Below are 25,483 nucleotides of genomic sequence, written 5' to 3'. Positions count from 1 at the left end.
TGAGCGACTCGCCCCACACGTCGTCGGCCTTCTCCGGATAGAAGAACACCGGCTGCCAACCCTCCGCGATCTCGGCGGTCAGCTCGACGTTCTTCGGTCCAAGCGCCGCGATCGTGATCGGAATGCGTTCCCGGACAGGGTGATTGATCAGCTGCAGGGGCTTGCCCAGACCGGTGCCCGCCTCAGGCGGCAGCGGGATCTGGTAGTACTTCCCGTCGTAGGTCACCCGCTCGCGCCGCCACACCTGCCGGCATATCTCGACCACTTCCCGGGTACGGCCGAGCGGCGCGTCGAACGGGACGCCGTGAAACCCCTCCATTACCTGCGGGCCCGACGTACCGATGCCCAGTCGGAACCGGCCGTCGGAGACGTAATCGAGCCCGGCCGCGGTCATCGCCAGCAGCGAGGGAGTGCGGATGAAGATCGGCACCACGCCTGAGCCCAGCTCGATTCGCGATGTCCTCGCCGCCAAGAAGCCCAGCTGGCTGATCGCGTCATACGAATACGCCTCGGCTACCAGCGCGATGTCGACGCCGAGCTTCTCCAGTTCGACGACCTCGTCGACGGCCTCGAGGAAGCCCCCGGCGTAGTTCAGAAAAATCCCGGTACGCATAGAAGACACAGTTGATGTATACACCCAACCGGTTGGTTGGCCGACTCAGGGCTTCAGAAGCGCGACGACCTTGTTCTCCAGGTCGACAGGATCGTCGGCGAAAGGATCCATCACGGGGGCCTTCGGCAGGTCGACTTCGGGATCGGCGAAATCCCGGTAGGCCTTGTCTCCGGCCAGCGTGTGCAGCAGATACCCCGTCATCAGCGCCCGCACGATCTTCTGGGTGTCGCGGTCGGCGCCGGGCAGACCGACCACGCGGGCCAGTCGCCGTCCTTCGATCAACCCGCCCGCCTTCACTTTGTTGACCGTGCGCAGGGTGGCGGTCTTCCATACCCGCGCCAACTCCACGGCATTGGACCGCAGCGACATCGGATCGCCAGGATCGGCCAGTATCAGGCCCGAAGCCTGCAGCGACACCGCCGGCTCCTCGGCGGCCGGCTTGGTCACCGTGGGAAACGCGGCGATGACGGCCTTCGGCTTGGCCGGCATGCCCGCCGCCGCGAATACGGCCGCCGATCCACCGAAACCATGCCCGACGACTCCGAGCTTCGTCGGATGCACGCTGATCATGCCCGGCCCCAGCCGCACGCCGGCGATGATGTCGAGCGTCGTGCCCAAATCGAACGCCAGATTGAGCACCGACGGCGCCACGCTCGTCTCGGTGTCGGGCGCTGCCGCGACGATTCCCCACGAGGCCAGATGCTCGAGCGTGCCGTGATACCGGAATGCTCCCGCAAGCCAATCGTGACCAAACGCAACCCCTGGAAGGTTCGTCCCCGATTCGGGGGTGTAGACGACGCCGGGTAATCCGGCAAAGGCCAGGTCACCACGCAAAACTCGGTGGGGGCCGCGGCGCGTCAACGCGTTGAAGAGCTTCTTCGTGCTGGCCACGATCAGACCGTAGCGCAGCAGGGGTTTCGCGGCTCTTGCACTACCCTGAATGGCTATGTGCGGAATCGTCGGCTACGTCGGGCAGCGCCCTGCCTGCGACATCGTGGTCGACGCGCTGCGCCGCATGGAGTACCGCGGATACGACTCCTCCGGTGTCGCGCTGCTCGACGGTCGAGGCGGCCTGACGGTGCGCCGTCGCGCCGGTCGGCTGGCCAATCTGGAGGCGGCGATTGCCGAGACGGATGGCGGCAGCCTGGCCGGGAGCGCCGGGTTGGGCCACACACGCTGGGCCACTCACGGCCGGCCCACCGACCGCAACGCGCATCCGCATCGCGACCCCTCCGGCAAGCTCGCCGTCGTCCACAACGGGATCATCGAGAACTATGCCGCTCTGAAGCACGAACTCGAGGCCGTCGGGGTGGAGTTCGCCAGCGACACCGACACCGAGGTCGCGGTCCACCTGGTCGCGCGCGAGTACAGCCACGGTGAGGCCGCTGGTGACTTCACCGCCTCCGTCTTGGCGGTGCTGCGCCGGCTCGAGGGCCACTTCACCCTGGTCTTCGCCAATGCCGACGAGCCCGGCACGATCGTTGCGGCCCGACGGTCCACGCCGCTTGTCGTCGGTGTCGGCCAGGGGGAGATGTTCGTCGGCTCCGACGTGGCCGCGTTCATCGAGCACACCCGCGACGCCATCGAGCTGGGTCAGGACCAGGCGGTGGTGATCACCGCCGACGGCTATCGGATCAGCGACTTCCACGGCAACACCGACGTCGACTTCCGCGAGTTCCACATCGACTGGGATCTGTCCGCCGCCGAAAAGGGCGGCTACGAGTACTTCATGCTCAAGGAGATCGCCGAGCAGCCCGCTGCGGTCTCCGACACCCTGCTCGGCCACTTTGTCGACGGCCGAATCGTGCTCGACGAGCAGCGTTTGAGTGACCAGGAACTGCGCGAGATCGACAAGGTGTTCGTGGTGGCCTGCGGCACCGCGTATCACTCTGGGCTGCTGGCCAAGTACGCGATCGAACACTGGACGAGGCTGCCCGTCGAGGTCGAGCTGGCCAGCGAGTTCCGTTACCGCGACGCGGTGCTGGACCGCCACACGCTCGTCGTCGCCATCTCGCAGTCCGGCGAGACCGCCGACACGCTGGAGGCGGTCCGGCACGCCAAGGAGCAGAAGGCCAAGGTGCTGGCCATCTGCAATACGAACGGTTCGCAGATTCCGCGGGAATGCGATGCGGTGCTCTACACCCGTGCCGGGCCGGAGATCGGCGTCGCGTCGACCAAGACATTCTTGGCGCAGATTGCCGCGAATTACCTTGTCGGACTTGCCCTTGCACAGGCCCGCGGCACCAAGTATCCCGACGAGGTGCAGCGCGAGTACCGCGATCTGGAAGCGATGCCCGACTTGGTTGCGCGCGTGCTCGACACCGTCGAGCCGGTCTCGGCGCTGGCGCGCCGGTTTGCACAGTCGCAGACCGTGCTGTTCATCGGCCGCCATGTCGGCTACCCGGTGGCGCTCGAAGGCGCTTTGAAGCTCAAGGAATTGGCGTACATGCACGCCGAGGGGTTCGCCGCCGGTGAGCTCAAGCACGGCCCGATCGCGCTGATCGAGGACGATCTGCCGGTGATCGTGGTGATGCCGTCGCCGAAGAACTCGCCGACGCTGCACGCCAAGCTGCTGTCGAACATTCGTGAGATCCAGGCCCGCGGTGCGGTCACCATCGTCATCGCCGAGGAAGGCGACGACACCGTGCGGCCCTACGCCGACCACTTGATCGAAATACCTGCAGTGTCAACGCTTTTCCAGCCGTTGCTGTCGACGATTCCGCTGCAGGTGTTCGCCGCCGGCGTCGCGCAGGCCCGCGGATACGACGTGGACAAGCCGCGCAACCTGGCCAAGTCGGTCACCGTCGAGTAGTGCCGGGCCGCAAGCTCGGGCACCGCACCGTGATCGGCATCGACCTGCTCGGCGAGGCGGGGATGTCCGTGCAGCACAAGCCGATCACCGGTCCACACGATGAGGGGCAATGGCTTGACGAAACACTGGCCGGCCTCGGGCTGAACCGCGCGCACCTGTTGGGTGTGTCGATCGGCGGCTGGACGGCGGTCAACAGTTGTGGGATGAGGTCGACGGGGCGAGCACCGGCGTGTCGTCGTACTAGCCGAGGCGTCGGTGACACGATGGCGCCGTGTCCTTCGTCGAGATCATCGAGGGAACCGGCAGGGCGATCGATGGCGTCGGTGTCGCGGTTATCGCAGGCGGTGCGGTACTCGCCCTGTTCATGACGGTTGGCAGGATCCGTCATGAGGACGGGGGTGCCTACGATTTTTTCCGGCGGCGGCTTGGCCGCGCGATACTTCTCGGCCTCGAATTCTTGGTGGCCGCAGACATCATCCGCACGGTCGCGGTCACACCGACCGCTGAGAGCGTCGCGGTGCTGGGTGGCATTGTGTTGATCCGGACCTTCCTCAGCTTTTCTCTGCAGTTGGAGATGACCGGCGCGTGGCCTTGGCAGCAGCGCTCGGTTGCGGCCGCCGACAAGCCCACGCAGGCGGCGGAGTAGCGCCGAAACTCTGACTTCCCCCCAGCGAGACCACGTAACGTAAAGGAGCGCGGGGCTTGATCGAGCGGGACGGGGGCTGATGCGGCACTACTACACCGCCGATGAGATTCGCGAAGCCGAAGCGCCGCTGCTCGCGAGCCTGCCCGAAGGCGGACTGATGCGCCGGGCGGCGTTCGGATTGGCCACCGCGATTGCTCGCGAACTCGTTCTGCGCACCGGCGGCATCTCGGGCCGCAAGATCTGTGCGGTGGTGGGCTCCGGTGACAACGGCGGCGACGCGCTGTGGGCCGCCACCTTCCTGCGTCGCCGCGGTGCAATTGCGGCAGCCGTTCTGCTCAATCTCGAACGCACCCACAAGGCCGCCCTGGCCGCCTTCACTCGCGCCGGCGGCAGGGTCGTGCAAACCGTGCCGCCCTCAACCGATCTGGTCATCGACGGCGTCGTCGGCATCTCCGGCTCCGGTTCGTTGCGGCCCAATGCGGCCGAGGTGTTCGCCGCCGTCGACGAGGCCCGGATCCCCGTCGTGGCCGTCGACATCCCCAGCGGCATCGACGTGCAGACCGGCGCGGCCGACGGCCCGCACGTTCATGCCGCCTTGACGGTGACCTTCGGGGGCCTCAAACCCGTTCACGCGCTGGGCGAATGCGGCCGCGTCGAGCTGATCGACATCGGACTGGACTTGCCGCAGACCGACATGCGCGCATTCGACGCCGCCGACGTTGCCGCGCGCTGGCCGAAGCCCGGGCCGAGGGACGACAAGTACACGCAGGGCGTCACCGGCATTCTGGCCGGCTCCGCGACATACCCCGGTGCGGCCGTTCTGTGCAGCGGCGCCGCGGTGGCCGCCACGTCCGGCATGGTTCGTTACGCGGGAACCGCTGGGCAGCAAGTGCTTTCACATTGGCCCGAAGTCATAGCCGCGCAGAGCCCTCAGGCGTCGGGCCGCGTGCAAGCGTGGGCGGTGGGTCCGGGCCTCGGCACCGACGAGGCCGGTGCGAGTGCGCTGTGGTTCGCGCTGGAGACCGACCTGCCAGTCATCGTCGACGCCGACGCATTGACCATCCTGGCCGCGCATCCCGACCTCGTCGTGAACCGCAAGGCGCCGACAGTACTGACGCCGCATGCGGGCGAATTCGAGCGACTCGCGGGATCGCCACCCGGTGACGACCGCGTCGCCGCGACCCGCAAACTGGCCGACCACCTCGGCGTCATCGTGCTGCTAAAAGGCAGCATCACCGTCATCGCCGAACCCGGCGGGCCCGTCTATCTCAATCCCGCCGGCCAATCATGGGCTGCCACCGCCGGATCGGGCGACGTGTTGTCCGGCATCATCGGCGCGCTGCTGGCCGCCGGTCTGCCCGCCGCTGAGGCCGCCGCCGCGGCCGCCTTTGTGCACGCGCGCGCAGCCAACCTGTCGGCCGCCGATCCCGGGCCGCGTCCGGCGCCGACGTCGGCGTCGCGCATCCTCGCCCACGTTCGTACCGCCATCGCTTCCCTATAGAAAGGTATTTCCATGCCGCGCAAGCCCACTCACGCCTCGCAGATCACGCCGGCCTACACCGGGCGGCTGGCGATGGCGCCGGTGCCCTCCCTGCGGCTGCCGGACGAGGCGATGGATCCCGACGCCGCATACCGCTTCATCCACGACGAGCTGATGCTCGACGGCAGCAGCCGGCTGAACCTGGCGACTTTCGTCACGACATGGATGGACCCGCAGGCCGAGACGCTGATGGCCGAGACGTTCGACAAGAACATGATTGACAAGGACGAATATCCGGCCACCGCCGCGATCGAGCAGCGCTGCGTCTGCATGGTCGCCGATCTGTTCCACGCCGAGGACCTTCGCGACGACGACCCGTCGAGCGCCACCGGCGTGTCGACGATCGGATCGAGCGAAGCGGTGATGCTGGCGGGGTTGGCGCTGAAGTGGCGGTGGCGTGATCGGGTTGCGCCCGGGAAAAAGGATGCTTGGAAGGGCCGCACCCCGAATCTGGTGATGGGCTCGAACGTGCAGGTGGTCTGGGAGAAATTCTGCCGCTATTTCGACGTCGAGCCGCGGTATCTGCCGATGGAGAAGGGCCGCTACGTCATCACGCCGGAGCAGGTGCTGGAGAACATCGACGAGGACACCATCGGCGTCGTCGCGATCCTGGGCACCACGTTCACCGGTGAGCTCGAGCCGATCGGCGAGATCTGCGCTGCGTTGGACAAACTGGCCGCCGGTGGGGGATTGGACATTCCCGTGCACGTCGACGCGGCCAGCGGCGGCTTCGTCGTGCCGTTCCTGCATCCCGATCTGGTGTGGGATTTCCGGTTGCCGCGTGTGGTGTCGATCAACGTCAGTGGCCACAAGTACGGCCTGACGTATCCGGGCATCGGCTTCGTGGTGTGGCGCAGCCCCGAGCACCTGCCCGACGATCTGGTCTTCCGCGTCAACTACCTCGGCGGCGACATGCCGACCTTCACGCTGAACTTCTCCCGGCCGGGCAATCAAGTGGTCGGCCAGTACTACAACTTCCTGCGCCTGGGCCGCGAAGGCTATGCGCAAGTGATGGGCTGCCTGTCGACGACGGCGCGCTGGCTCGGCGACCAGTTGCGCGACAGCCAGCATTTCGAGGTGGTCGCCGACGGCTCGGCCATTCCGGTCGTCAGCTATCGGCTCGCCGGTGATTTCGGCTACACCGAATTCGACGTGTCACATGCATTGCGCTCCTACGGCTGGCAGGTGCCCGCTTACACCATGCCGGACAACGCGAGCGACATCACCATGCTGCGCATCGTGGTGCGCGAAGGTTTCTCCGCCGACCTGGCCAGGGCGCTACACGAAGACACGATCACCGTGTTGGCTCACCTCGACGAGCTCAAGCCGGGCGGCCACTTCGACCAGCTGCAGCCGTTCGCCCACTAGACGGCCCACCGCCGTCTCGGCCGGTTCTGGGACAATCGACATGACCATGCAGACGACCGAGCTTTCGTTGACCCCCACCGCGACCGCCGAGGCGGTGGTGGATCTCGACGCCATCGCTCACAATGTGCGGCTGCTGCGCGAGCTCGCCGGCTCCGCGCAGGTGATGGCCGTGGTCAAGGCCGACGGCTATGGCCACGGCGCCACACCCGTCGCGCGGGCCGCGCTGGCCGCCGGAGCCGCCGAACTCGGCGTCGCCACCGTCGACGAGGCGCTCGCCCTGCGCCACGACGGCATCCGCAGTCCCGTGCTGGCGTGGCTGCATTCCCCGGGCACTGACTTCGCCCCTGCGGTGCAGGAGGACGTCGAGGTGGCGGTGTCGTCGGTGCGCCAACTCGGCGACGTGCTCGACGCGGCCGGGCGCACGAGCCGCACCGCGATGGTCACCGTCAAGGTCGACACCGGGCTGAACCGCAACGGGGTGAGTGCCGCCGAGTATCCCGAGGTCCTCGCGGTGTTGCGCCGCGCGCAGGCCGACGGTGCGGTTCGGCTGCGCGGCATCATGTCGCACCTGGTGCACGGCGACGACCCCGAGAATCCCTTCAACGACCTACAGTCCCAACGCCTGACCGACATGCTCGCGCAGGCGCGTGATCAGGGTGTGAGTTTCGAGGTGGCGCACCTGTGCAACTCGCCGGCCGCGATGACCCGCCCGGACCTGGCCTACGACATGGTCCGCCCCGGCATCGCGGTCTACGGGCAGACTCCCATCCCGGAGCGCGGCGACATGGGACTACGGCCCGCGATGACATTGAAATGCCCTGTGGCCCTTGTTCGCTCGGTTCGCGCCGGCGCCGGCGTGTCCTATGGGCACACGTGGGTCGCCGAACGCGACACCAACCTGGCGTTGCTGCCGATCGGTTACGCCGACGGAGTGTTCCGCACGTTGAGCGGCCGAATCGACGTGCTGATCAACGGGCGGCGTCGCCGCAGCGTGGGCCGGATCTGCATGGACCAGTTCGTCGTCGACCTCGGCCCCGGGCCGGCCGACGTCACCGAGGGTGACGACGCGATCCTGTTCGGTCCTGGCAGCCAGGGTGAGCCCACGGCACAGGATTGGGCTGAGTTGCTCGACACGATCAACTACGAAGTCGTCACCAGCCCGCGCGGCCGGGTCACCAGAACGTACCGTGGAGCGGCGACGGGCCAAAGTCGTTGAGCGATCACGAAACCAGGCAACGGCGCAGTCGGATGTCCAACGCGCGGTGGCTGGCAGGAGCGGCCGGGCTGAGCGCTGTCGGCACGGCGGCGGGCGTCTCCGCCGCCCGGTCGATGCGCCGGCGCGTCACCACCGACGACCCCTACGCGGACGAGGACTTCGAACTCCTCGACGCCGACCGCGGCTATGTGGTGACGACGCCGGACGGCGTCGACCTAGCTGTGCGCGAGGCCGGTCCGGCGGACGCACGTATCACCGTCGTCTTCGCGCACGGCTTCTGTCTTCGCATGGGCGCCTTCCACTTTCAGCGGGCCCGGCTCGCCGAGCAGTGGGGCCCACAGGTCCGCATGGTCTTCTACGACCAACGCGGCCACGGCCAATCGGGTGAGGCATCACCGGACTCGTACACCGTCACACAGCTGGGTCAGGACCTCGAAACCGTGCTCGCCGTGATGGCACCCCGCGGCCCGGTCGTATTGGTCGGGCATTCGATGGGTGGTATGACCGTGCTGTCGCACGCGCGGCAATTCCCGCAGCGCTATCCGACCCGCATCGTCGGCGCGGCGATCATCGCCTCTGCCGCCGAAGGGGTTTCGCGGTCTCCGCTGGGCGAGATCCTGAAGAACCCGGCGCTGGAGGCCGTTCGATTCGCCGTCCGCTACGCCCCCAAGACCGTGCACCGCACTCGCGGCGCCGCCAAGTCGGTGATCGGGCCGATCCTGCGGGCGGCATCCTATGGCGGCGAGAAGATCAGTCCGAGCGTCGTGGCGTTCTCCGAAAAGATGATGCACGACACGCCCATCGCCACGTTGGTTGAGTTCCTGCATGCACTCGAGGTGCACGACGAGACGGCGGCGCTGCCCACGCTGGCGAAGGTTCCCACTCTGATCGCGTGTGGTGACCGCGACCTGCTCACGCCGATGGAGTACTCGCAGCACATGGCCGCCGCGCTGCCGAAGTCAGAGCTGGTGATTGTCGGCGGCGCAGGGCATCTGGTGCAGCTCGAAACCCCTGAGGTCATCGACGACGCGCTGGTGCGGCTGGTCGAGCGGGCCACGCCGTCCAAACTCGTCGCCCTGACGCGTCGCGTGCGGGATCGGGTGCGCAACTATGGCTGAGCACCGTGCCGGGACTGCGGAACTGCCGACCACCGAAGACACGATCGCGCTAGGCGCACAACTGGGCAAGGAACTGCGGGCTGGCGACGTCGTCGTGCTGTCCGGCCCACTCGGCGCGGGAAAGACCGTGTTGGCCAAGGGAATCGCCGAAGCGATGGATGTCGAAGGTCCGGTGATCTCGCCAAGCTTCGTGCTGGCACGGCTACACCGTGCCCGCCGCCCGGATTCGCCCGCGATGGTCCACGTCGACTTGTACCGACTGCTCGACCACGGGTCTGTCGATCTGCTCGGCGAGCTCGATTCGTTGGACCTCGACACCGATCTCGACGATGCGGTCGTCGTCGTGGAGTGGGGTGAAGGACTGGCCGAACGGCTTTCCGACAGTCACCTCGACATCCGACTCGAACGCGGGCACGACAGCGAAGTGCGCACCGCGATGTGGCAGTGGAGCCGATAGTGAGCACGATCCTGGCTATCGACACCGCGACGCCCGCGGTCACCGCAGGCATCGTCAGGCTCGAGGGCGTCGAGGTGCTCGCCGAACGCGTCACCGTCGACGCCCGGGCGCACGCCGAGCAGCTCACCCCCAACGTCGTGGCCGCCCTCGCCGACGCCGGACTGACCGTCGACGACGTCGATGCCGTCGTCGTCGGTTGCGGCCCAGGGCCTTTCACCGGTCTGCGCGTCGGCATGGCCACTGCGGCCGCCTACGGCCACGCGCTCGGCATCCCCGTTCACGGCGTGTGCAGCCTCGACGCGATCGGCATAGAAAGTGCAGCCACTGCCTCCGAAATTCTGGTGGTCACCGACGCGCGTCGCCGCGAGGTGTACTGGGCGCGCTACCGCGACGGCGTCCGCGTCGAGGGGCCTGCCGTGAACGCACCTGCGGATGTGCCGGGCGCGGCCGAGGTCTTGGAGCACCCGCCGACCTTCCCGACGGCGGCCGGCCTGGTCCGCGCCGTAGCGGATTGGACAGCCGAGCCGGCACCGTTGGTGCCGCTGTATCTGCGGCGTCCCGACGCCAAGCCGCGGGTGGTCACCCGATGACGGTGGTGTACGGCCCGCTGACCCGCGCCGACGCCGCGCGGTGCGCGGAACTGGAAAAGCAGCTGTTCGACGGCGACGACCCGTGGCCCGCACGCGCTTTCGCCGCCGAACTGGAGGCCAAGCACAACCACTACGTCGCCGCGCGCGCCGACGACAAACTCGTCGGCTACGGCGGCATCGCACGGCTCGGGCGAAAACGGCCCTACGAATACGAGATCCACACCATCGGCGTCGACCCTGACTACCAAGGCCAGGGTATCGGGAGGCAACTGCTGGCGGCCCTACTCGAATTTGGCAATGGGGGAACGGTTTTCCTTGAAGTCCGCACCGACAACGAGTCCGCCATCAACCTATATGAGAGCGTGGGCTTCGTCCGGATGGGGCTGCGCCGGCGGTATTACCGCGCCAGCGGTGCCGACGCGTACACCATGAGACGGGATCCGGCATGACGATCATACTCGCCATCGAAAGTTCCTGCGACGAAACAGGTGTCGGCATCGCTAGGCTCGACGACGACGGCACGGTGACACTGCTAGCCGACGAGGTAGCCTCCAGCGTCGACGAGCACGCCCGGTTCGGCGGTGTGGTTCCCGAGATCGCGTCGCGCGCACACCTGGAGGCGTTGGGCCCGACGATGCGCCGTGCGCTGCAGGCCGCCAACGTGGACACGCCCGATATCGTCGCCGCGACCATCGGCCCAGGTCTTGCGGGTGCATTGTTGGTGGGAGTGGCTGCGGCCAAAGCGTATTCGGCCGCATGGCAGGTGCCGTTCTACGCGGTCAATCATCTGGGCGGTCATCTTGCCGCCGACGTCTACGACCATGGCCCGCTGCCCGAGAGCGTTGGCCTACTGGTGTCGGGCGGGCACACCAGCCTGCTGCACGTGCGGTCGTTGGGTGAGCCGATCGTCGAACTCGGCAGCACTGTCGACGACGCCGCCGGCGAGGCCTACGACAAGGTTGCGCGGCTGCTGGGCCTCGGCTATCCCGGCGGCAAGGTGCTCGACGACCTCGCCCGCGAGGGGGATCCCGCTGCAATCGTCTTCCCGCGCGGCATGACCGGGCCCCGCGACGACCCCTACGCGTTCAGCTTCTCCGGGCTGAAGACCGCCGTCGCCAGATACATAGAAAGCCATCCCGAGGCGCCACAGGCCGACGTGGCGGCGGGTTTTCAGGAGGCCGTGGCCGATGTGCTGACGCGCAAAGCCATCCGCGCCGCCACCGAACTGAACGTCAAGACGCTGCTGATCGCCGGTGGCGTGGCCGCCAACTCTCGGCTGCGCGAACTGGCCGAGGAACGCTGCGCGGCGAATGGCCTGACGCTGCGGATCCCGCGCCCTCGGCTGTGCACTGACAATGGCGCGATGATCGCCTCGTTCGCCGCACATCTGATCGCCGCGGGCGCTGCGCCGTCACCGCTGGACGCCGCCAGCGACCCCGGCCTCCCCGTCGTACAAGGACAGGTGGCGTGACCGTCGAGGACCGGTTGGCCGTTACCGAGCTGCTATACCGCTACGCCGAGCTCATCGACGCCGGCGACTTCGACGGCGTGGGCCAACTGCTCGCCCGCGCCACCTTCGCAGGCACACGGTCGCCGTCCACATCGGGCGCCGAGGCCATCGCCAAGCTGTTCGCGATGACGACGCGGCGCTACCCGCAGACCGGCACGCCGCGCACCCGGCACCTGGTCCTCAACCCGATCGTCGACGTCACCGACCGCACGGCCACCGCCAGGTCCACGTTCTGCGTCGTACAGGCCACCGAGACGCTGCCGCTGCAGCCCATCGTGGTCGGCCGTTATTTCGATGCCTTCAGCTGCGACCCAGGAGATGGGCCCGCCGGCTGGTACTTCACTGCACGGCAGGTCGACGTGGAGATGATCGGGGACATTTCGGCGCACCTGATGTTCGACCCGAGAGAGTTCGATCGGTAGGCAGTGGGGCGACCTTGAGTGCTAGCACTCTCATGTATAGAGTGCTAGGTGGCAGGCGCCCAACCCCTGCTCCGGCACCCGCGACGACGGCGCGAGGGCACGGACGCATGCCGAAACCTGTAACTCCCGCATCCGGGGATCCGCCCCGGATCGACACCCGAACTAAGTGGAGGGCTCCATCGTGGCGAGCGTGAACATCAAGCCACTCGAGGACAAGATCCTCGTACAGGCCAACGAGGCCGAGACCACGACCGCATCCGGTCTGGTCATCCCCGACACCGCCAAGGAGAAGCCGCAGGAAGGCACCGTCGTCGCAGTCGGCCCCGGCCGCTGGGATGAGGACGGCGAGAAGCGGATTCCGCTGGACGTGTCTGAGGGCGACGTCGTCATCTACAGCAAGTACGGCGGCACCGAGATCAAGTACAACGGCGAGGAGTACCTGATCCTGTCGGCCCGCGACGTGCTGGCAGTCGTCAACAAGTAAGCACACACGTATTCCGCCCCGGAGATCCCCGTAACCTCGGGCGATGTCCGGGGCGGTATGCGTATCTAGGGAATTGCATTCCATAAAGGAAAGACATTGAGCAAACTCATTGAATTCGACGAAACTGCGCGCCGGGCAATGGAATCCGGCGTAAACAAGCTCGCCGACGCAGTGCGCGTGACGCTCGGCCCACGCGGCCGTCACGTGGTGCTGGCCAAAGCGTTCGGCGGCCCGACGGTGACCAACGACGGTGTGACCATCGCACGCGAGATCGATCTGGAAGACCCGTTCGAAAACCTCGGCGCTCAGCTGGTGAAGTCGGTGGCCACCAAGACCAACGACGTCGCCGGTGACGGCACCACGACCGCGACCGTGCTGGCGCAGGCGCTCGTCAAGGCCGGCCTGCGCAACGTCGCTGCCGGCGCCAACCCGATCGCGCTGGGCGCGGGCATCTCCAAGGCCGCCGACGCGGTGTCCGAGGCGTTGCTGGCCTCGGCCACGCCGGTCTCCGACAAGAAGGGCATCGCACAGGTCGCCACCGTTTCCTCCCGCGACGAGCAGATCGGTGAGCTCGTCGGCGAGGCGATGACCAAGGTGGGCCACGACGGCGTCGTATCCGTCGAAGAGTCGTCCACGCTGAACACGGAGCTGGAGATCACCGACGGCGTCGGCTTCGACAAGGGCTTCATCTCGGCGTACTTCATCACCGACTTCGACGCCCAGGAAGCGGTGTTCGAGGACGCGTTGGTGCTGCTGCACCGCGAGAAGATCAGCTCGCTGCCCGACCTGCTGCCGCTGCTGGAGAAGGTCGCCGAGAGCGGCAAGCCGCTGCTGATCGTCGCCGAAGATGTTGAGGGCGAAGCGCTTTCGACGTTGGTGGTCAACTCGATCCGCAAGACGCTGAAGGCCGTCGCGGTCAAGGCGCCGTTCTTCGGTGACCGTCGCAAGGCGTTCCTTGACGACCTCGCCATCGTGACCGGCGGTCAGGTCGTCAACCCGGACGTCGGCTTGTTGCTGCGTGAGGTCGGCCTCGACGTGCTCGGCTCCGCTCGGCGCGTCGTCGTGGACAAGGACAGCACGGTCATCGTCGACGGCGGTGGCACCAAGGAGGACATCGACGCGCGCGCCAAGCAGCTTCGTGCCGAGATCGAGACCACCGATTCGGACTGGGACCGCGAGAAGCTCGAGGAGCGGCTGGCCAAGCTGTCCGGCGGCGTCGCCGTGATCAAGGTCGGCGCGGCCACTGAGACAGCGCTCAAGGAGCGCAAGGAAAGCGTCGAGGATGCGGTCGCGGCGGCCAAGGCCGCTGTCGAGGAGGGCATCATCGCCGGCGGCGGTTCGGCACTGGTGCGTGCTCGCAAGGCGCTGGACAAGCTGCGCGGCGAGCTGACCGGTGACGAGGCGCTCGGTGTCGAGGTGTTCAGCTCTGCGCTGTCGGCCCCGCTGTACTGGATCGCCACCAACGCCGGGCTAGACGGCTCCGTGGTGGTGAACACGGTGGCCGAGCTGCCCGACGGGCAGGGCTTCAACGCCGCCACGCTGTCCTACGGCGATCTGGCCGCCGACGGCGTCGTCGACCCCGTCAAGGTGACCCGTTCGGCGGTGCTGAATGCCGCCTCGGTGGCCCGGATGATCCTCACCACCGAGACCGCGGTGGTGGAGAAGCCGGCCGAGGAAGAAGACCACGGCCACAGCCACGGCCACGGCCATGGTCACGGCCACTCGCACTAGGAGCTAGACGGAAAACACCCCCCGGTTCAAGGAGCCGGGGGGTGTTTCAGTTCCAAGAATCACTTGAGAATCCGCCAAGACGTCCACTCCACTCTTCGGGCTACAGGCCATCACGGCCCGACCGACCCCGGAGAGGACTAATCATGAAGATCAAAATGATCGCGGCGCTCTCGATTGCAACCGCCGCCGCGCTGCCCCTTGCGGCCATCGCGAACGCCTGCGGCGGAGGTGGCGAGTTACCCGCCGACCACGAGTTCGTGAGTCCGTCGGGAAATATCGTCTGCAGTGTGTACGCCGATAACTCAGGTGCGAATTGCGAAGTCCGGGAACACACCTGGGTGGCACCGGCATCCACAAGCGGCCCCTACGGCAGAGCGTGCGACTTCAGTTTCGGAGGCCTGGAGTTCTACGTCAGTCAGGCCAAACCAGCGAACCTCGGTTGCTACGAGGGAGCCAGCAAGTTCAATACGCCGGGCGTGAAGACACTCGGCTACGGCCAGACCTTCTCGCGCGGTGCGATCAGCTGCGACAGTGAGCTGTCCGGCGTGACGTGCACCGACACCGCCACCGGGCACTACTTCCGCGTCTCACGCGAGAATTACGAGTTGGGATGAACCGGGCTCGGCTCTGACGATGTGAGCGAAACACCAGAGGCACTGGGTAGCGATCGCGACCGGCCTCGTTGTACTTCTCGCAGGCCTTTCGCTGGTCGGTTCGGTCTGCGACGTCATCACCGGTGCTCCGGTCACCGCTGCGGGCCGGTTCTTCGAGTTGGTCATGATGACGGGCGCGACGATCGCGGGTGTGGCCTTGGTACTGCACTCGCCAACCGCTTCGGTGCGCCGTTCGTCGCCATCAGCGCAAATGCGCCGCCCGCGCTGGCCGAGCTGCCTGACGTGTTGCATTCGGCGCGGCAAGCGCCGCGGCCTATGCCCTGGCCTGCTATGCCGAACGGTCCGCGGCGATGGCTGCGGCGTTCGGTGGTGCCGCAGGCACCATCGCGTTTCTTGTCGCACAGGGCGCGGGTTTGGGTGCCGTTGTGGCGTCGTTCGTCGCGGCGGTGCCGATCGGATTGGTTCGGCCGGCTGATGGAACGCCGCAATCTCGCGCCGCCCCTTGTTGTGTCGATCGCCATTCTCAACGACCAGCACGCCGTCGGGTTCGCTTCGGTGTTGGGTGCATTTGCGATCGGCACCGCCCTCGCGGCCGGCGTGACCCTGGGCGAATGGAGTTCGTGGAAAGTTCGAAGGCGCCGGCTTCAGGTTCGTCGCCGTAGCCGCGTCTCGGACATCAAGCGGTGCGGCGGATACCCCGCTTGAGCAACAGCTCGCGCTCGGACTCACTCAGGCCGCCCCAGATGCCGTAGGGCTCGCCGACGGCCAGCGCGTGAGAGCGGCACTGGGCGACCACTGGGCAGCGACGGCACATCTCCTTGGCGCGCAACTCACGCTGGGCGCGGGCACGGCCGCGCTCACCGTCAGGATGGAAGAACATCGACGAATCGACACCCCGGCACAGGCCCGACATCTGCCAATCCCAGATGTCGGCGTTGGGGCCGGGTAGCTGCTGCGGCTGTGGCATTGGAAAACCCCTCTCTACACACTCTTTTCGCGCACGAGCGAGTGCGTGAGTTGTGGAACCGATCCGAGCACATGTCGCCGATGACTACTCGTGCACACAAGGTAGGGGGGCTGTAGAAATTCCGTCAATAGCCCGCGCATGTGCTCAACCACATAACCGCAGGCCGAGAATTTACATCACGTTCATCGTTGCGCCTCGCCGGCAACGAGATTGGTGGTAACGAAACGCGGGCCGACCGATCACGACTTGTGTTTTCGCTGCTCGCCTCGAGCTGTGTCGCGCGAATCTTTTCCCGCGCTCAATAGGCCGTTGACATCGCAGTAACACTGACAGCACAAACTGTTAACGAGAACGGATTTGGCCCCCCGTGCGCAAAGCGGGTCCGCCGGTCTCGGTATTTGCGAGACGAATTGATAGCGTCGCGACCCGATGAGCAGCGTACTGTCAAACGCCGCGTTCGGGGACGATCCGCAACGCTGGCCACTTCCCCCGGCGTCGACGCCGCACGAACTGTGGTTGCGCGCTGTCGTCGCTGGCGGCCAGGGCCGCTACGGCAGCGCCCTTGCCGACGTAGCCGGCGTGCTCCGGCTGCAGCGCGGCGGCGGCTCGGTGCTGTCGCTGGCACACAGCACGCGTGCGTCGTTCCTTCGCCAGCTCGGCTGGCATGACCGCGCACGCAGTTGGGACGGCCGGGCACTGGCGTGCGCCGGATCCGACGTCGAGGCGTGCGCGGATGCGCTCATCGGTTTGGCCGCCGACGCGCTCGGCGTGGGCCGGTTCGCGGCATCGGCGAGGGCGCTCGACCGTGTGGGTGAGCTTCTGACGGATTCCGCCCCCGCACGGCTGCCTGTACGGCTGGCGTGGGTGTCTTCAGAATTGGCGATGGCGCGGGGCGACGGCGCGAGCGCCGTCGGGCACGCCCAGCGAGCCGTCGATCTGGCCGCCAGCCTGGGCTCGGTGCGCCACGCGGTGAAATCCGACGTCATCCTGGCCGCCGCGTTGTGCAGCGCCGGTGACGTCGAGCGGTCTCGACACGTCGCCGATGACGCTCTGCGGGCCTCCGAACGTCACGGAATGATTCCACTGCGCTGGGCGTTGGCCTGCCTGCTGGCCGATATCGGCAGCGCCACACACTCGGCCGAGGTGGTCGTCGGTATCCGCGACGAGTCCGCCGACACAGTACGGTCACGGGGCGGCGTGTGGGCGCTGCGGTGAGCCGGTTGGTCCCATCCTGAAAGTTATTGTTTAGCTGAGCCACCCCTACCGGAATATGTCCGGTTCGTAACGCTGGAGAGATCGCCCACGATGACAAATTCGGGAGAACGTCTCGATGCTGTCGTTGCTGAGGCTGTGGCGGGCAACCGGGACGCGCTCCGGGAGGTGCTGGAGACCATTCGCCCGATCGTTGTTCGGTACTGCCGGGCAAGGGTCGGGGCGACCGAGCGAAGCGGTCTTTCAGCAGATGACGTTGCACAGGAGGTGTGCTTGGCCGCCATCACGGCGCTGCCGCGCTACAAGGATCAGGGACGACCGTTCCTGGCCTTCGTATACGGCATAGCTGCACACAAGGTTGCTGACGCGCATCGCGCCGCCGGCAGGAACCGCGCCGACCCGACGGATGTCATCCCGGAGCGGTTCTCGCTGGACGCCGGTCCCGAGCAAATGGCCCTCGACACCGAAGCGTCGGCGCGGATGAACAAGCTGCTGGCTGTCCTACCCGAAAAGCAGCGCGAGATTCTGATCCTGCGCGTGGTCGTCGGCATGAGCGCCGAAGAGACCGCCGAAGCGGTCGGCAGCACCCCGGGTGCTGTCCGCGTCGCGCAGCATCGTGCGCTTGCCCGGCTGAAGGCCGAAATCATCGCGACGGGACACGACTATGCCTGATTTCGGACGCTGGACTTCCAACGGGGGCGATCCGTCGCTCAACGACATTCACCGCACGGATCGGTTCCTCGACTCGCTGGCGTACAAGGAGCCGGTGTATTCGACCGATCCCGGCGAGGCCGAGCTCGCGCAGCTGTTCGCCGGATGGCGCGACGAGTTGCGCGATCCACCGTTGATGGCGCCGGTGACGCCTCGCGACGCGGCGATCACGCTGCGGCGCGCTGTCGAGTCGCGCAAGCGCACCCGCACGTCGATGGCGGTGGTGGGTTCCCTTGCCGCAGCGGTGTTGTGCATCGGCGGTTTCGGAGCGGTCGTCGCCGGCGCCGGGCCGGGCGACTCGCTGTACGGCTTGCGCACCGCACTGTTCGGTGAGCAGCAGACCACGCGTACCGATGCTGTTGCCCTTGCCTCGCAGCAGCTGGCCGAGGTGCAGCAGCTGATCGACACCGGCCAGTGGGACGCGGCGCAAGACAAGCTGCAGACCCTTACCACCACGGTCGCAACTGTCAATGACGTTGAGAGCAAACAGGAATTGGTCGACCAATGGCAGCAGCTGACGGTCAAGGTCGACGCCAAGGATGCGAATGCGACGCTGCCGCCGGGGGTTCCGCCTCCGGCGATGCCAGAGCCGGCGGTAGTCGAGCCGGGGTCGTCCACGTCGACGACGACATCCACGTCCACGGCCACATCCTCTTCGGAGACCTCGACGAGCACGTCGCCGCCGTCGTCTGACACCGGCACGTCTTCTGCTACGACCACCAGCTCGTCGGTGGTAGAGCCTCCGCCGCCCGTCACCACGACACCGCCGGTGACGACGACACCGCCAGTGACGACGACAACGCCGCCGCCGGTCACCACGACGACTCCACCGGTGACAACGACGACTGCACCGGTGACAACGACCACGACGGTTGCCACCACTACGCGTGTGATCACCACGACGACGACCCCGCCACCTCCGGTTGCGGGTGGCGGTGCCGAGGTCGTCGCGCCGCCGACGTCCGTTGTCGAAGCGCCGAAGTCGCAGTCGCCGGCGGTCGAGGCGCCGAAGTCGCATGGTCCCGAAAGCCCTGTGACGGAAGCTCCGCCGTCGGCGAACATCCCGATCACGACAACGACGTTCGTCATCGCACCGCCCAAAGCGGGCGGGAGAGGTGAATGACGGCTTAAGCCGTCAGCGATATCCGTCGGAGTCCGACGTCGCCTCGTTGAGCGAGGCGTCCGCGTAGCCCCGGCAGTAATCCCAGGTCACGTAGGCGTCGGGTTCCGGATCGTAGGCGGGCTCGTGCGGCCGCACGGTGCCGTCGACCAGCAGCTGCAATAGGTTGGCGCGCAGCATGTCCCAGTCGTGGTAGTGGTCCTGCTGGCATTCGTCGCAGCACACCACCAGGCCGCGAATTCCTTTGTGCGCCAACAACGCTTCGTATACGGCGAGATCGGCGAGATCGGCCTCGACCGCGGTCCGCTCCTGCGGGTCCAGCGGTTGGCCCGGCTCGAGGGCGTCAAGGGCCGCCGATGGGTCGCACGGGTCATCGGCGAACGGATCGGGCGGCAAACCTGGTGGCAGGTGATCACGCACGACTCCACATTACGCAGCCGTACGGGGATCGCGCCAGCCGTTGAGCCGGTCCCGACCTGGGTATCCGCAACGCAGCGCCGTATCCAAAGCAGCGACGTCAGTGCCGATAAGATAGGTATCTAGCTCTGCCGATGGAAGGCCCCGCCCATGTCGATCGCTGAAAGCAGCATCCCCATCGCCGTACCGGTGCCCACCGGCGGCGATGATCCGACCAAGATTGCGATGCTCGGGCTCACTTTCGACGACGTGCTGCTTCTGCCGGCCGCCTCCGATGTGGTGCCCGCCACAGCAGATACCTCGAGTCAGCTCACCCGCAGGATCCGGCTGAAGGTGCCGTTGGTCAGCTCGGCGATGGACACGGTGACGGAGTCGCGGATGGCCATCGCGATGGCACGCGCCGGCGGGATGGGCGTGTTACACCGCAACCTTCCCGCCGCCGAACAGGCCGGCCAGGTCGAGACGGTCAAACGTTCCGAGGCCGGCATGGTCACCGATCCGGTGACCTGCTCGCCGGACAACACGCTGGCCGAGGTCGACGCGATGTGCGCCCGCTTCCGGATTTCCGGGCTGCCCGTCGTCGACGACACCGGCGAGCTGGTCGGCATCATCACCAACCGCGATATGCGGTTCGAGGTCGACCAGTCCAAGCCGGTCTCCGAGGTGATGACCAAGGCGCCGTTGATCACTGCACAAGCGGGTGTTTCGGCCGAAGCGGCGCTAGGTCTGTTGCGCCGCTACAAGATTGAGAAACTGCCGATCGTCGACGGCCACGGCAAGCTGACCGGACTCATCACCGTCAAGGACTTCGTCAAGACCGAGCAGTTCCCGCTGTCCACCAAGGACAGTGACGGCCGGCTGCTGGTCGGCGCGGCCGTCGGTGTCGGCGACGATTCGTGGACGCGGGCGATGACGTTGGTGGACGCCGGCGTCGACGTGATGATCGTCGACACTGCGCATGCCCACAACAGGCTGGTGCTCGACATGGTGCACAGACTCAAGACCGTGGTGGGCGACCGCGTCGAGGTGATCGGCGGAAATGTGGCCACCCGCGCCGCGGCGTCCGCTCTGGTGCAGGCCGGCGCCGATGCGGTCAAGGTCGGTGTCGGCCCCGGTTCGATCTGCACGACGCGCGTGGTCGCGGGCGTGGGCGCTCCGCAGATCACCGCGATTCTGGAGGCCGTGGCCGCCTGTGCACCCGCGGGCGTGCCGGTCATCGCTGACGGCGGATTGCAGTACTCCGGGGACATCGCCAAGGCGCTGGCGGCCGGAGCATCGACGGCCATGCTGGGCTCGCTGCTGGCCGGCACCGCCGAGTCGCCGGGGGACCTGATCTTCGTCAACGGCAAGCAGTTCAAGAGCTACCGCGGCATGGGTTCGCTGGGCGCGATGCAGGGCCGCTCGGGCGCCAAGAGCTACTCCAAAGACCGCTACTTCCAAGACGATGCGTTGAGCGAGGACAAGTTGGTGCCGGAGGGTATCGAGGGACGGGTGCCCTTCCGTGGTCCGCTCTCGACGGTCATCCATCAGCTCACCGGCGGGCTGCGCGCGGCGATGGGCTACACCGGTGCAGCCACCATCGAGCAACTGCAGCAGGCGCAGTTCGTGCAGATCACCGCGGCGGGCTTGAAAGAAAGCCATCCACACGACATCACCATGACCGTCGAGGCGCCGAACTACTACACCCGCTGACGAGCGCTCGCGCGAGGAAGCAAAGGCACAGAGGGGTTCCGAATGCGAGACATGGTCGAAATCGGCATGGGCAGAACCGCCCGTCGCACTTACGAACTCGACGACATCAACATCGTGCCGTCGCGGCGTACCCGGTCGTCGCAGGACGTGTCGACGGCCTGGCAATTGGACGCCTACCGGTTCGAGATCCCGGTGCTGTCGCATCCGACGGACGCGCTGGTGTCGGTGGAGTTCGCGATCGAGCTGGGCCGGCTCGGCGGCCTGGGCGTGCTCAACGGCGAGGGGCTGATCGGCAGGCACGCCGACGTGGAGGCCAAGATCGCCCAGGTCGTCGAGGCTGCCGAGAAGGAGCCGGAACCGTCGGCGGCGATCCGGTTGTTGCAGCATCTGCATTCGGCGCCGCTGGACCCCGATCTGCTCGGGGCCGCAGTGTCCCGAATCCGCGACGCCGGGGTGACGACGGCTGTGCGGGTCAGCCCGCAGAACGCGCAGGCACTGACGCCGTCGCTGGTCGCGGCGGGCATCGATCTGCTGGTCATCCAGGGCACGATCATCTCCGCCGAGCGCGTCGCGCAGGACGGCGAGCCGCTCAACCTGAAGACCTTCATCTCCGAGCTGGACATCCCGGTGGTGGCCGGCGGCGTGCTCGACCACCGCACCGCGCTGCATCTGATGCGAACCGGAGCGGCCGGTGTCATCGTCGGCTACGGGTCCACGTCCGGCGTCACGACCAGTGACGAGGTGCTCGGCATCAGCGTGCCGATGGCCACCGCGATCGCCGACGCCGCGGCGGCCCGGCGCGAATATCTCGACGAAACCGGTGGACGCTACGTGCATGTCCTGGCCGACGGCGACATCCACACCTCCGGTGACCTGGCCAAGGCCATCGCCTGCGGCGCGGACGCGGTGGTGCTCGGCACGCCGCTGGCGACTGCCGCGGAGGCGCTGGGCGACGGCTGGTTCTGGCCCGCCGCCGCGGCGCACCCGTCGCTGCCGCGCGGCGCATTGCTGCAGATAGCGCTGGGTGAGCGGCCGTCGCTGCGGCAGGTGCTGACCGGCCCGTCGGACGACCCGTTCGGCTCGCTCAACCTGGTCGGCGGTCTGCGCCGGTCGATGGCCAAGGCCGGTTACTGCGACCTGAAGGAATTCCAGAAAGTCGGCCTGACCGTCGGCAGCTGAGTTACGTCGGCCGAACAGACGCAAAACTGCCTAAATTCGGCGGATTCGGGGCAGTTTTGCGTCTGTTCGCCGAACAAGTCTGCTTTACAAATTAGGCTCGCCTGTCTAGAAGTTACCCGTTGGTAAGGTCATACTGGTCGGATGAAACCTGACTATGACGTCTTGATCATCGGTTCGGGGTTCGGGGGAAGTGTCACCGCGCTGCGGCTCACCGAGAAGGGCTACCGCGTCGGCGTGCTCGAGGCGGGCCGGCGATTCAACGACGAAGACTTCGCCAAGACCTCGTGGAATCTGCGCAAGTTCTTGTGGGCGCCGAAACTCGGGATGTACGGCATTCAGCGGATCCACTTGCTGCGCAACGTGATGATTTTGGCGGGCGCCGGTGTCGGCGGCGGATCGCTCAACTACGCCAACACCCTGTACGTGCCGCCGGAGCCTTTCTTCGCCGACGGGCAGTGGTCGCACATCACCGACTGGCGCGCCGAGCTGATGCCGCACTACGACCAGGCGCAGCGGATGCTCGGTGTGGTCAAGAATCCGACGTTCACCGATGCCGACCGCATAGTCAAAGAAGTCGCCGACGAAATCGGCGTCGGAGACACGTTCGTGCCGACGCCCGTCGGGGTGTTCTTTCGGTCCCGACGGCACCAAGGCCCCAGGCAAGACGGTGCCCGATCCGTATTTCGGTGGCGCGGGCCCCGCGCGCACCGGGTGCATCGAATGCGGCTCCTGCATGACGGGATGCCGTTACGGCGCCAAGAACACATTGGTCAAGAATTATCTCGGGTTGGCGGAAAAGGCTGGGGCAGACGTCATTCCGATGACCACCGTCACTGGCTTCGAGCAGCGGCCCGACGGACTGTGGAAGGTGCGCACCGCGAGGACCGGCTTGGTGCCCCGCAAGCGGCGCACCTATACCGCCTCACACGTCGTGCTGGCCGCCGGCACGTGGGGCACCCAGAAGCTGCTGTTCAAGATGCGCGACAAGGGAAAGCTGCCCAAGCTGTCGGACAAGCTCGGCGTGCTGACGCGAACCAACTCGGAATCGATCGTCGGCGCTGGACGGTTCGAAGTCTCGCCCGATCTGGACCTCACGCATGGCGTCGCGATCACGTCGTCGATCCACCCCACGCCGGATACCCACATCGAACCGGTCCGCTACGGCAAGGGCTCGAATGCCATGGGGCTGTTGCAGACACTGATGACCGACGGCGGCGGCCCGGAGGGCTCCGACGTTCCTCGGTGGAAGCAGTTCTTCCGTAACGCCGCCGAAAGCCCGCGCGGCACATTGCGGATGCTCAACGTCAGGCAGTGGAGCGAGCGCACGGTGATCGCGCTGGTGATGCAGCATCTGGACAACTCGATCACGACGTTCACCGAGCGAACCAAGCTCGGATTCCGGCGGATGACCAGCAAGCAAGGACATGGCCAGCCGAACCCGACGTGGATCCCGGTCGGCAACGAGGTCACTCGCCGCATCGCCGAGAAGATCGACGGGGTGGCCGGCGGCACGTGGGGAGAGCTGTTCAACATCCCGCTCACCGCGCATTTCCTTGGCGGTGCTGCAATCGGCGACAGCCCGCAGAGCGGCGTGATCGACCCGTACCAGCGGGTGTACGGGTATCCCACCCTTTCGGTGATGGATGGCGCGGCGGTCTCGGCGAATCTCGGTGTAAACCCGTCGCTTTCGATCACCGCCCAGGCCGAGCGCGCGGCGTCGCTGTGGCCCAACAAGGGCCAGGACGATCTGCGGCCGGCCCAGGGCGAGGCCTACAAGCGGCTGACACCGATCCCGCCCGACCATCCCGTTGTGCCCGCTGATGCACCCGCCGCGCTGCGGCGGCTGCCGATCGAGCCGGTCAGTTCGGCTGGTTAGAATCCCGTCAATTCGGGTACCTGAAATTGTCGGCCGAGTTGCCGTCGGGTGTTGAAGCGCGCGGAGGATATGCAATGCGGACCCAGTATCACGAGCAGTTGGCAGCACTGAGCACGCAGATGGGCGAAATGTGCGGTCTGGCGGCGGATGCGATGGAGCACGCAACGCACGCCCTGTTGGAACGCGACCTCTCCGTGGCCGAACAAGTCATCGCCGACCATGAACACATCGCCTCGATGAGCCGGCGGGCTGAGGGGAACGCGCTCAAATTGCTGGCTTTGCAACAACCGGTGGCGAGCGATTTGCGAACGATCGTCGGCTCCATCCATATCGGCGCGGATATCGAGCGGATGGGCGCGCTGGCCGTGCACGTCGCCAGCATCGCCCGGCTACGGCATCCTGACTGCGCGTTGCCGGATGAGGTTCGCGCAAGCTTCGCCGAAATGGGTCATAAGGCAGTCCAATTGGCCCGGTCCGCGCAGGAAGTGCTGCTGTCTCGCAACCCCGACAAGGCCGCACGGCTGCGTGATCAAGACGACGCCGTCGACGCCGAGCACCAGCATCTATTCACCCTGCTGATCGATCGAAAATGGCAGGACAGCGTCTGCTCGGCGGTCGACGTCGCGCTGCTGGGCCGCTTCTACGAACGATTCGCCGACCACGCCGTCGAGATCGGACGCCGGGTGGTATTCGAGGCGACCGGCGGCCTACCGCTGAACAAACAGATGGCCTAGAACCTGTTGCACGGCAGTGCATGGCCATCAGCATCGTGTTCGTGAAACTCGCCTCCGACGAAACATTGAGTGCTTTATGGTTTGCCGGTGCAGACCTTCAACGTCGCGGTCTGGGCCACCCGCGGTGTCGGTCGGTTCGCGATCCGCACGATCGTCGACGGTGTCGACGTGATCACCATCGAACATGTCGATCGGATGGCCGAGGACCTCGCGTCGAATTGGCCGAAGAGCCGCACCGGTGGCATCGACGGCACATGGCGAGTCATCATCGACGGCGAACCCAGCTTCGATGCCGAATTCGAAGTCGGCCATCGACCCGACGAGGATTCCAGTGAGCAGGGCCTGTTGGCGACCGGCATGCGTGCTGTGAACGTCATCCCTTGGGTATGTGCAGCCGAACCGGGGATCGTCGATGCGCTGCATCCGCGTCGCGACGGCATTCCGGCGTTCTGAC

Annotated in this window: 26 protein-coding genes and 2 pseudogenes; 24 read left to right on the top strand and 4 right to left on the bottom strand. The window is 66.7% G+C overall.

Features of this window, described 5'->3' with window-relative positions:
- Window positions 1-613: LLM class F420-dependent oxidoreductase (locus tag VJV41_RS17085; RefSeq protein ID WP_325335762.1), on the bottom strand; the 613-nt coding region annotated here is incomplete at its 3' end.
- A gap of 45 nt (window positions 614-658) precedes the next feature.
- Window positions 659-1,504, bottom strand: a complete 846-nt coding sequence (locus VJV41_RS17080; protein WP_325335760.1) for a hypothetical protein — start codon at window positions 1,502-1,504, stop codon at window positions 659-661.
- Window positions 1,505-1,559: 55 nt separating this feature from the next.
- On the opposite strand from VJV41_RS17080, the gene glmS reads away from it, so the two are divergent.
- The 16 genes and pseudogenes from glmS to VJV41_RS17000 all read left to right on the top strand — a co-directional run bounded on the left by glmS (window position 1,560) and on the right by VJV41_RS17000 (window position 15,596).
- Window positions 1,560-3,425 carry a glutamine--fructose-6-phosphate transaminase (isomerizing) gene (gene glmS / locus VJV41_RS17075; RefSeq protein ID WP_325335758.1) on the top strand — a complete coding sequence of 622 codons (1,866 nt, stop codon included), beginning with the start codon at window positions 1,560-1,562 and terminating at the stop codon, window positions 3,423-3,425.
- Between the two features lie 14 nt (window positions 3,426-3,439).
- A pseudogene (locus VJV41_RS17070) lies at window positions 3,440-3,622 on the top strand (alpha/beta fold hydrolase); the annotation flags it as partial.
- A gap of 74 nt (window positions 3,623-3,696) precedes the next feature.
- Complete coding sequence (locus VJV41_RS17065) at window positions 3,697-4,071, top strand: DUF1622 domain-containing protein (protein ID WP_325335756.1); 375 nt, start codon at window positions 3,697-3,699, stop codon at window positions 4,069-4,071.
- Window positions 4,072-4,150: 79 nt separating this feature from the next.
- The gene (locus VJV41_RS17060; RefSeq protein WP_325335754.1) at window positions 4,151-5,572 is read left to right on the top strand and encodes an NAD(P)H-hydrate dehydratase; all 1,422 of its coding nucleotides are present in this window, start codon (window positions 4,151-4,153) and stop codon (window positions 5,570-5,572) included.
- A 12-nt stretch (window positions 5,573-5,584) separates the two neighbouring features.
- A complete protein-coding gene (locus VJV41_RS17055) occupies window positions 5,585-6,979 on the top strand; it encodes a glutamate decarboxylase (protein WP_325335752.1) in 1,395 nt (464 codons plus the stop codon).
- Between the two features lie 46 nt (window positions 6,980-7,025).
- The gene (gene alr, locus VJV41_RS17050; protein ID WP_325335773.1) at window positions 7,026-8,195 is read left to right on the top strand and encodes an alanine racemase; all 1,170 of its coding nucleotides are present in this window, start codon (window positions 7,026-7,028) and stop codon (window positions 8,193-8,195) included.
- A gap of 32 nt (window positions 8,196-8,227) precedes the next feature.
- Window positions 8,228-9,313 (top strand): alpha/beta hydrolase, encoded by a 1,086-nt coding sequence (locus tag VJV41_RS17045; protein ID WP_325335750.1) that lies wholly within the window; start codon window positions 8,228-8,230, stop codon window positions 9,311-9,313.
- Window positions 9,306-9,770 carry a tRNA (adenosine(37)-N6)-threonylcarbamoyltransferase complex ATPase subunit type 1 TsaE gene (gene tsaE / locus VJV41_RS17040; protein WP_325335748.1) on the top strand — a complete coding sequence of 155 codons (465 nt, stop codon included), beginning with the start codon at window positions 9,306-9,308 and terminating at the stop codon, window positions 9,768-9,770. The genes VJV41_RS17045 and tsaE overlap by 8 nt, the downstream gene beginning before the upstream one ends.
- Entirely contained in the window at window positions 9,758-10,360 is a 603-nt protein-coding gene (gene tsaB, locus VJV41_RS17035) for a tRNA (adenosine(37)-N6)-threonylcarbamoyltransferase complex dimerization subunit type 1 TsaB (RefSeq protein ID WP_414684982.1), read from the top strand. The genes tsaE and tsaB overlap by 13 nt, the downstream gene beginning before the upstream one ends.
- On the top strand, window positions 10,357-10,809 hold the full coding sequence (rimI, locus tag VJV41_RS17030; RefSeq protein ID WP_325335747.1) for a ribosomal protein S18-alanine N-acetyltransferase: 453 nt from the start codon (window positions 10,357-10,359) through the stop codon (window positions 10,807-10,809). The genes tsaB and rimI overlap by 4 nt, the downstream gene beginning before the upstream one ends.
- Window positions 10,806-11,831 (top strand): tRNA (adenosine(37)-N6)-threonylcarbamoyltransferase complex transferase subunit TsaD, encoded by a 1,026-nt coding sequence (gene tsaD, locus VJV41_RS17025; protein ID WP_325335745.1) that lies wholly within the window; start codon window positions 10,806-10,808, stop codon window positions 11,829-11,831. The genes rimI and tsaD overlap by 4 nt, the downstream gene beginning before the upstream one ends.
- Window positions 11,828-12,292, top strand: coding sequence for a nuclear transport factor 2 family protein (locus tag VJV41_RS17020; RefSeq protein WP_325335743.1), 465 nt, complete (start codon window positions 11,828-11,830; stop codon window positions 12,290-12,292). Before tsaD ends, VJV41_RS17020 begins: the two co-directional genes overlap by 4 nt.
- 181 nt (window positions 12,293-12,473) lie before the next feature.
- Entirely contained in the window at window positions 12,474-12,776 is a 303-nt protein-coding gene (gene groES, locus VJV41_RS17015) for a co-chaperone GroES (protein WP_015305122.1), read from the top strand.
- Window positions 12,777-12,872: 96 nt separating this feature from the next.
- The gene (gene groL / locus VJV41_RS17010; RefSeq protein ID WP_325335741.1) at window positions 12,873-14,507 is read left to right on the top strand and encodes a chaperonin GroEL; all 1,635 of its coding nucleotides are present in this window, start codon (window positions 12,873-12,875) and stop codon (window positions 14,505-14,507) included.
- A gap of 143 nt (window positions 14,508-14,650) precedes the next feature.
- Window positions 14,651-15,121, top strand: a complete 471-nt coding sequence (locus VJV41_RS17005; RefSeq protein WP_325335739.1) for a hypothetical protein — start codon at window positions 14,651-14,653, stop codon at window positions 15,119-15,121.
- 52 nt (window positions 15,122-15,173) lie between these two features.
- Entirely contained in the window at window positions 15,174-15,596 is a 423-nt protein-coding gene (locus tag VJV41_RS17000; RefSeq protein WP_325335768.1) for a threonine/serine exporter family protein, read from the top strand.
- 201 nt (window positions 15,597-15,797) lie between these two features.
- On the opposite strand, the gene VJV41_RS16995 is transcribed toward VJV41_RS17000, so the two are convergent.
- Complete coding sequence (locus VJV41_RS16995) at window positions 15,798-16,088, bottom strand: WhiB family transcriptional regulator (RefSeq protein WP_325335737.1); 291 nt, start codon at window positions 16,086-16,088, stop codon at window positions 15,798-15,800.
- A 429-nt stretch (window positions 16,089-16,517) separates the two neighbouring features.
- Here VJV41_RS16995 and VJV41_RS16990 point away from each other — a divergent pair, with 429 nt between their 5' ends.
- The 3 genes from VJV41_RS16990 (at window position 16,518) to VJV41_RS16980 (ending at window position 19,134) form a co-directional block, all read left to right on the top strand.
- Entirely contained in the window at window positions 16,518-17,303 is a 786-nt protein-coding gene (locus VJV41_RS16990) for a hypothetical protein (RefSeq protein ID WP_325335735.1), read from the top strand.
- Between the two features lie 90 nt (window positions 17,304-17,393).
- Entirely contained in the window at window positions 17,394-17,972 is a 579-nt protein-coding gene (locus VJV41_RS16985) for a sigma-70 family RNA polymerase sigma factor (RefSeq protein WP_325335733.1), read from the top strand.
- Window positions 17,965-19,134 carry an anti-sigma-D factor RsdA gene (locus VJV41_RS16980; RefSeq protein WP_325335731.1) on the top strand — a complete coding sequence of 390 codons (1,170 nt, stop codon included), beginning with the start codon at window positions 17,965-17,967 and terminating at the stop codon, window positions 19,132-19,134. Before VJV41_RS16985 ends, VJV41_RS16980 begins: the two co-directional genes overlap by 8 nt.
- A 12-nt stretch (window positions 19,135-19,146) precedes the next feature.
- On the opposite strand, the gene VJV41_RS16975 is transcribed toward VJV41_RS16980, so the two are convergent.
- Entirely contained in the window at window positions 19,147-19,551 is a 405-nt protein-coding gene (locus VJV41_RS16975; protein ID WP_011768106.1) for a DUF5319 domain-containing protein, read from the bottom strand.
- A 147-nt stretch (window positions 19,552-19,698) separates the two neighbouring features.
- On the opposite strand from VJV41_RS16975, the gene guaB reads away from it, so the two are divergent.
- The 5 genes and pseudogenes from guaB to VJV41_RS16950 all read left to right on the top strand — a co-directional run bounded on the left by guaB (window position 19,699) and on the right by VJV41_RS16950 (window position 25,482).
- A complete protein-coding gene (gene guaB, locus VJV41_RS16970; RefSeq protein WP_325335729.1) occupies window positions 19,699-21,240 on the top strand; it encodes an IMP dehydrogenase in 1,542 nt (513 codons plus the stop codon).
- Window positions 21,241-21,291: 51 nt separating this feature from the next.
- A complete protein-coding gene (locus VJV41_RS16965; RefSeq protein ID WP_325335766.1) occupies window positions 21,292-22,419 on the top strand; it encodes a GuaB3 family IMP dehydrogenase-related protein in 1,128 nt (375 codons plus the stop codon).
- 141 nt (window positions 22,420-22,560) lie between these two features.
- Window positions 22,561-24,295, top strand: a pseudogene (locus VJV41_RS16960) (FAD-dependent oxidoreductase).
- Between the two features lie 74 nt (window positions 24,296-24,369).
- Entirely contained in the window at window positions 24,370-25,029 is a 660-nt protein-coding gene (gene phoU, locus VJV41_RS16955) for a phosphate signaling complex protein PhoU (protein ID WP_325335727.1), read from the top strand.
- An 87-nt stretch (window positions 25,030-25,116) separates the two neighbouring features.
- A complete protein-coding gene (locus VJV41_RS16950; protein ID WP_325335725.1) occupies window positions 25,117-25,482 on the top strand; it encodes a hypothetical protein in 366 nt (121 codons plus the stop codon).
- The last annotated feature ends 1 nt before the right edge of the window (window position 25,483 follow it).

This window comes from Mycobacterium sp., from assembly GCF_035274705.1.
GTDB lineage: Bacteria > Actinomycetota > Actinomycetes > Mycobacteriales > Mycobacteriaceae > Mycobacterium.
This window is presented reverse-complemented; position numbering and strand designations above follow the sequence as displayed.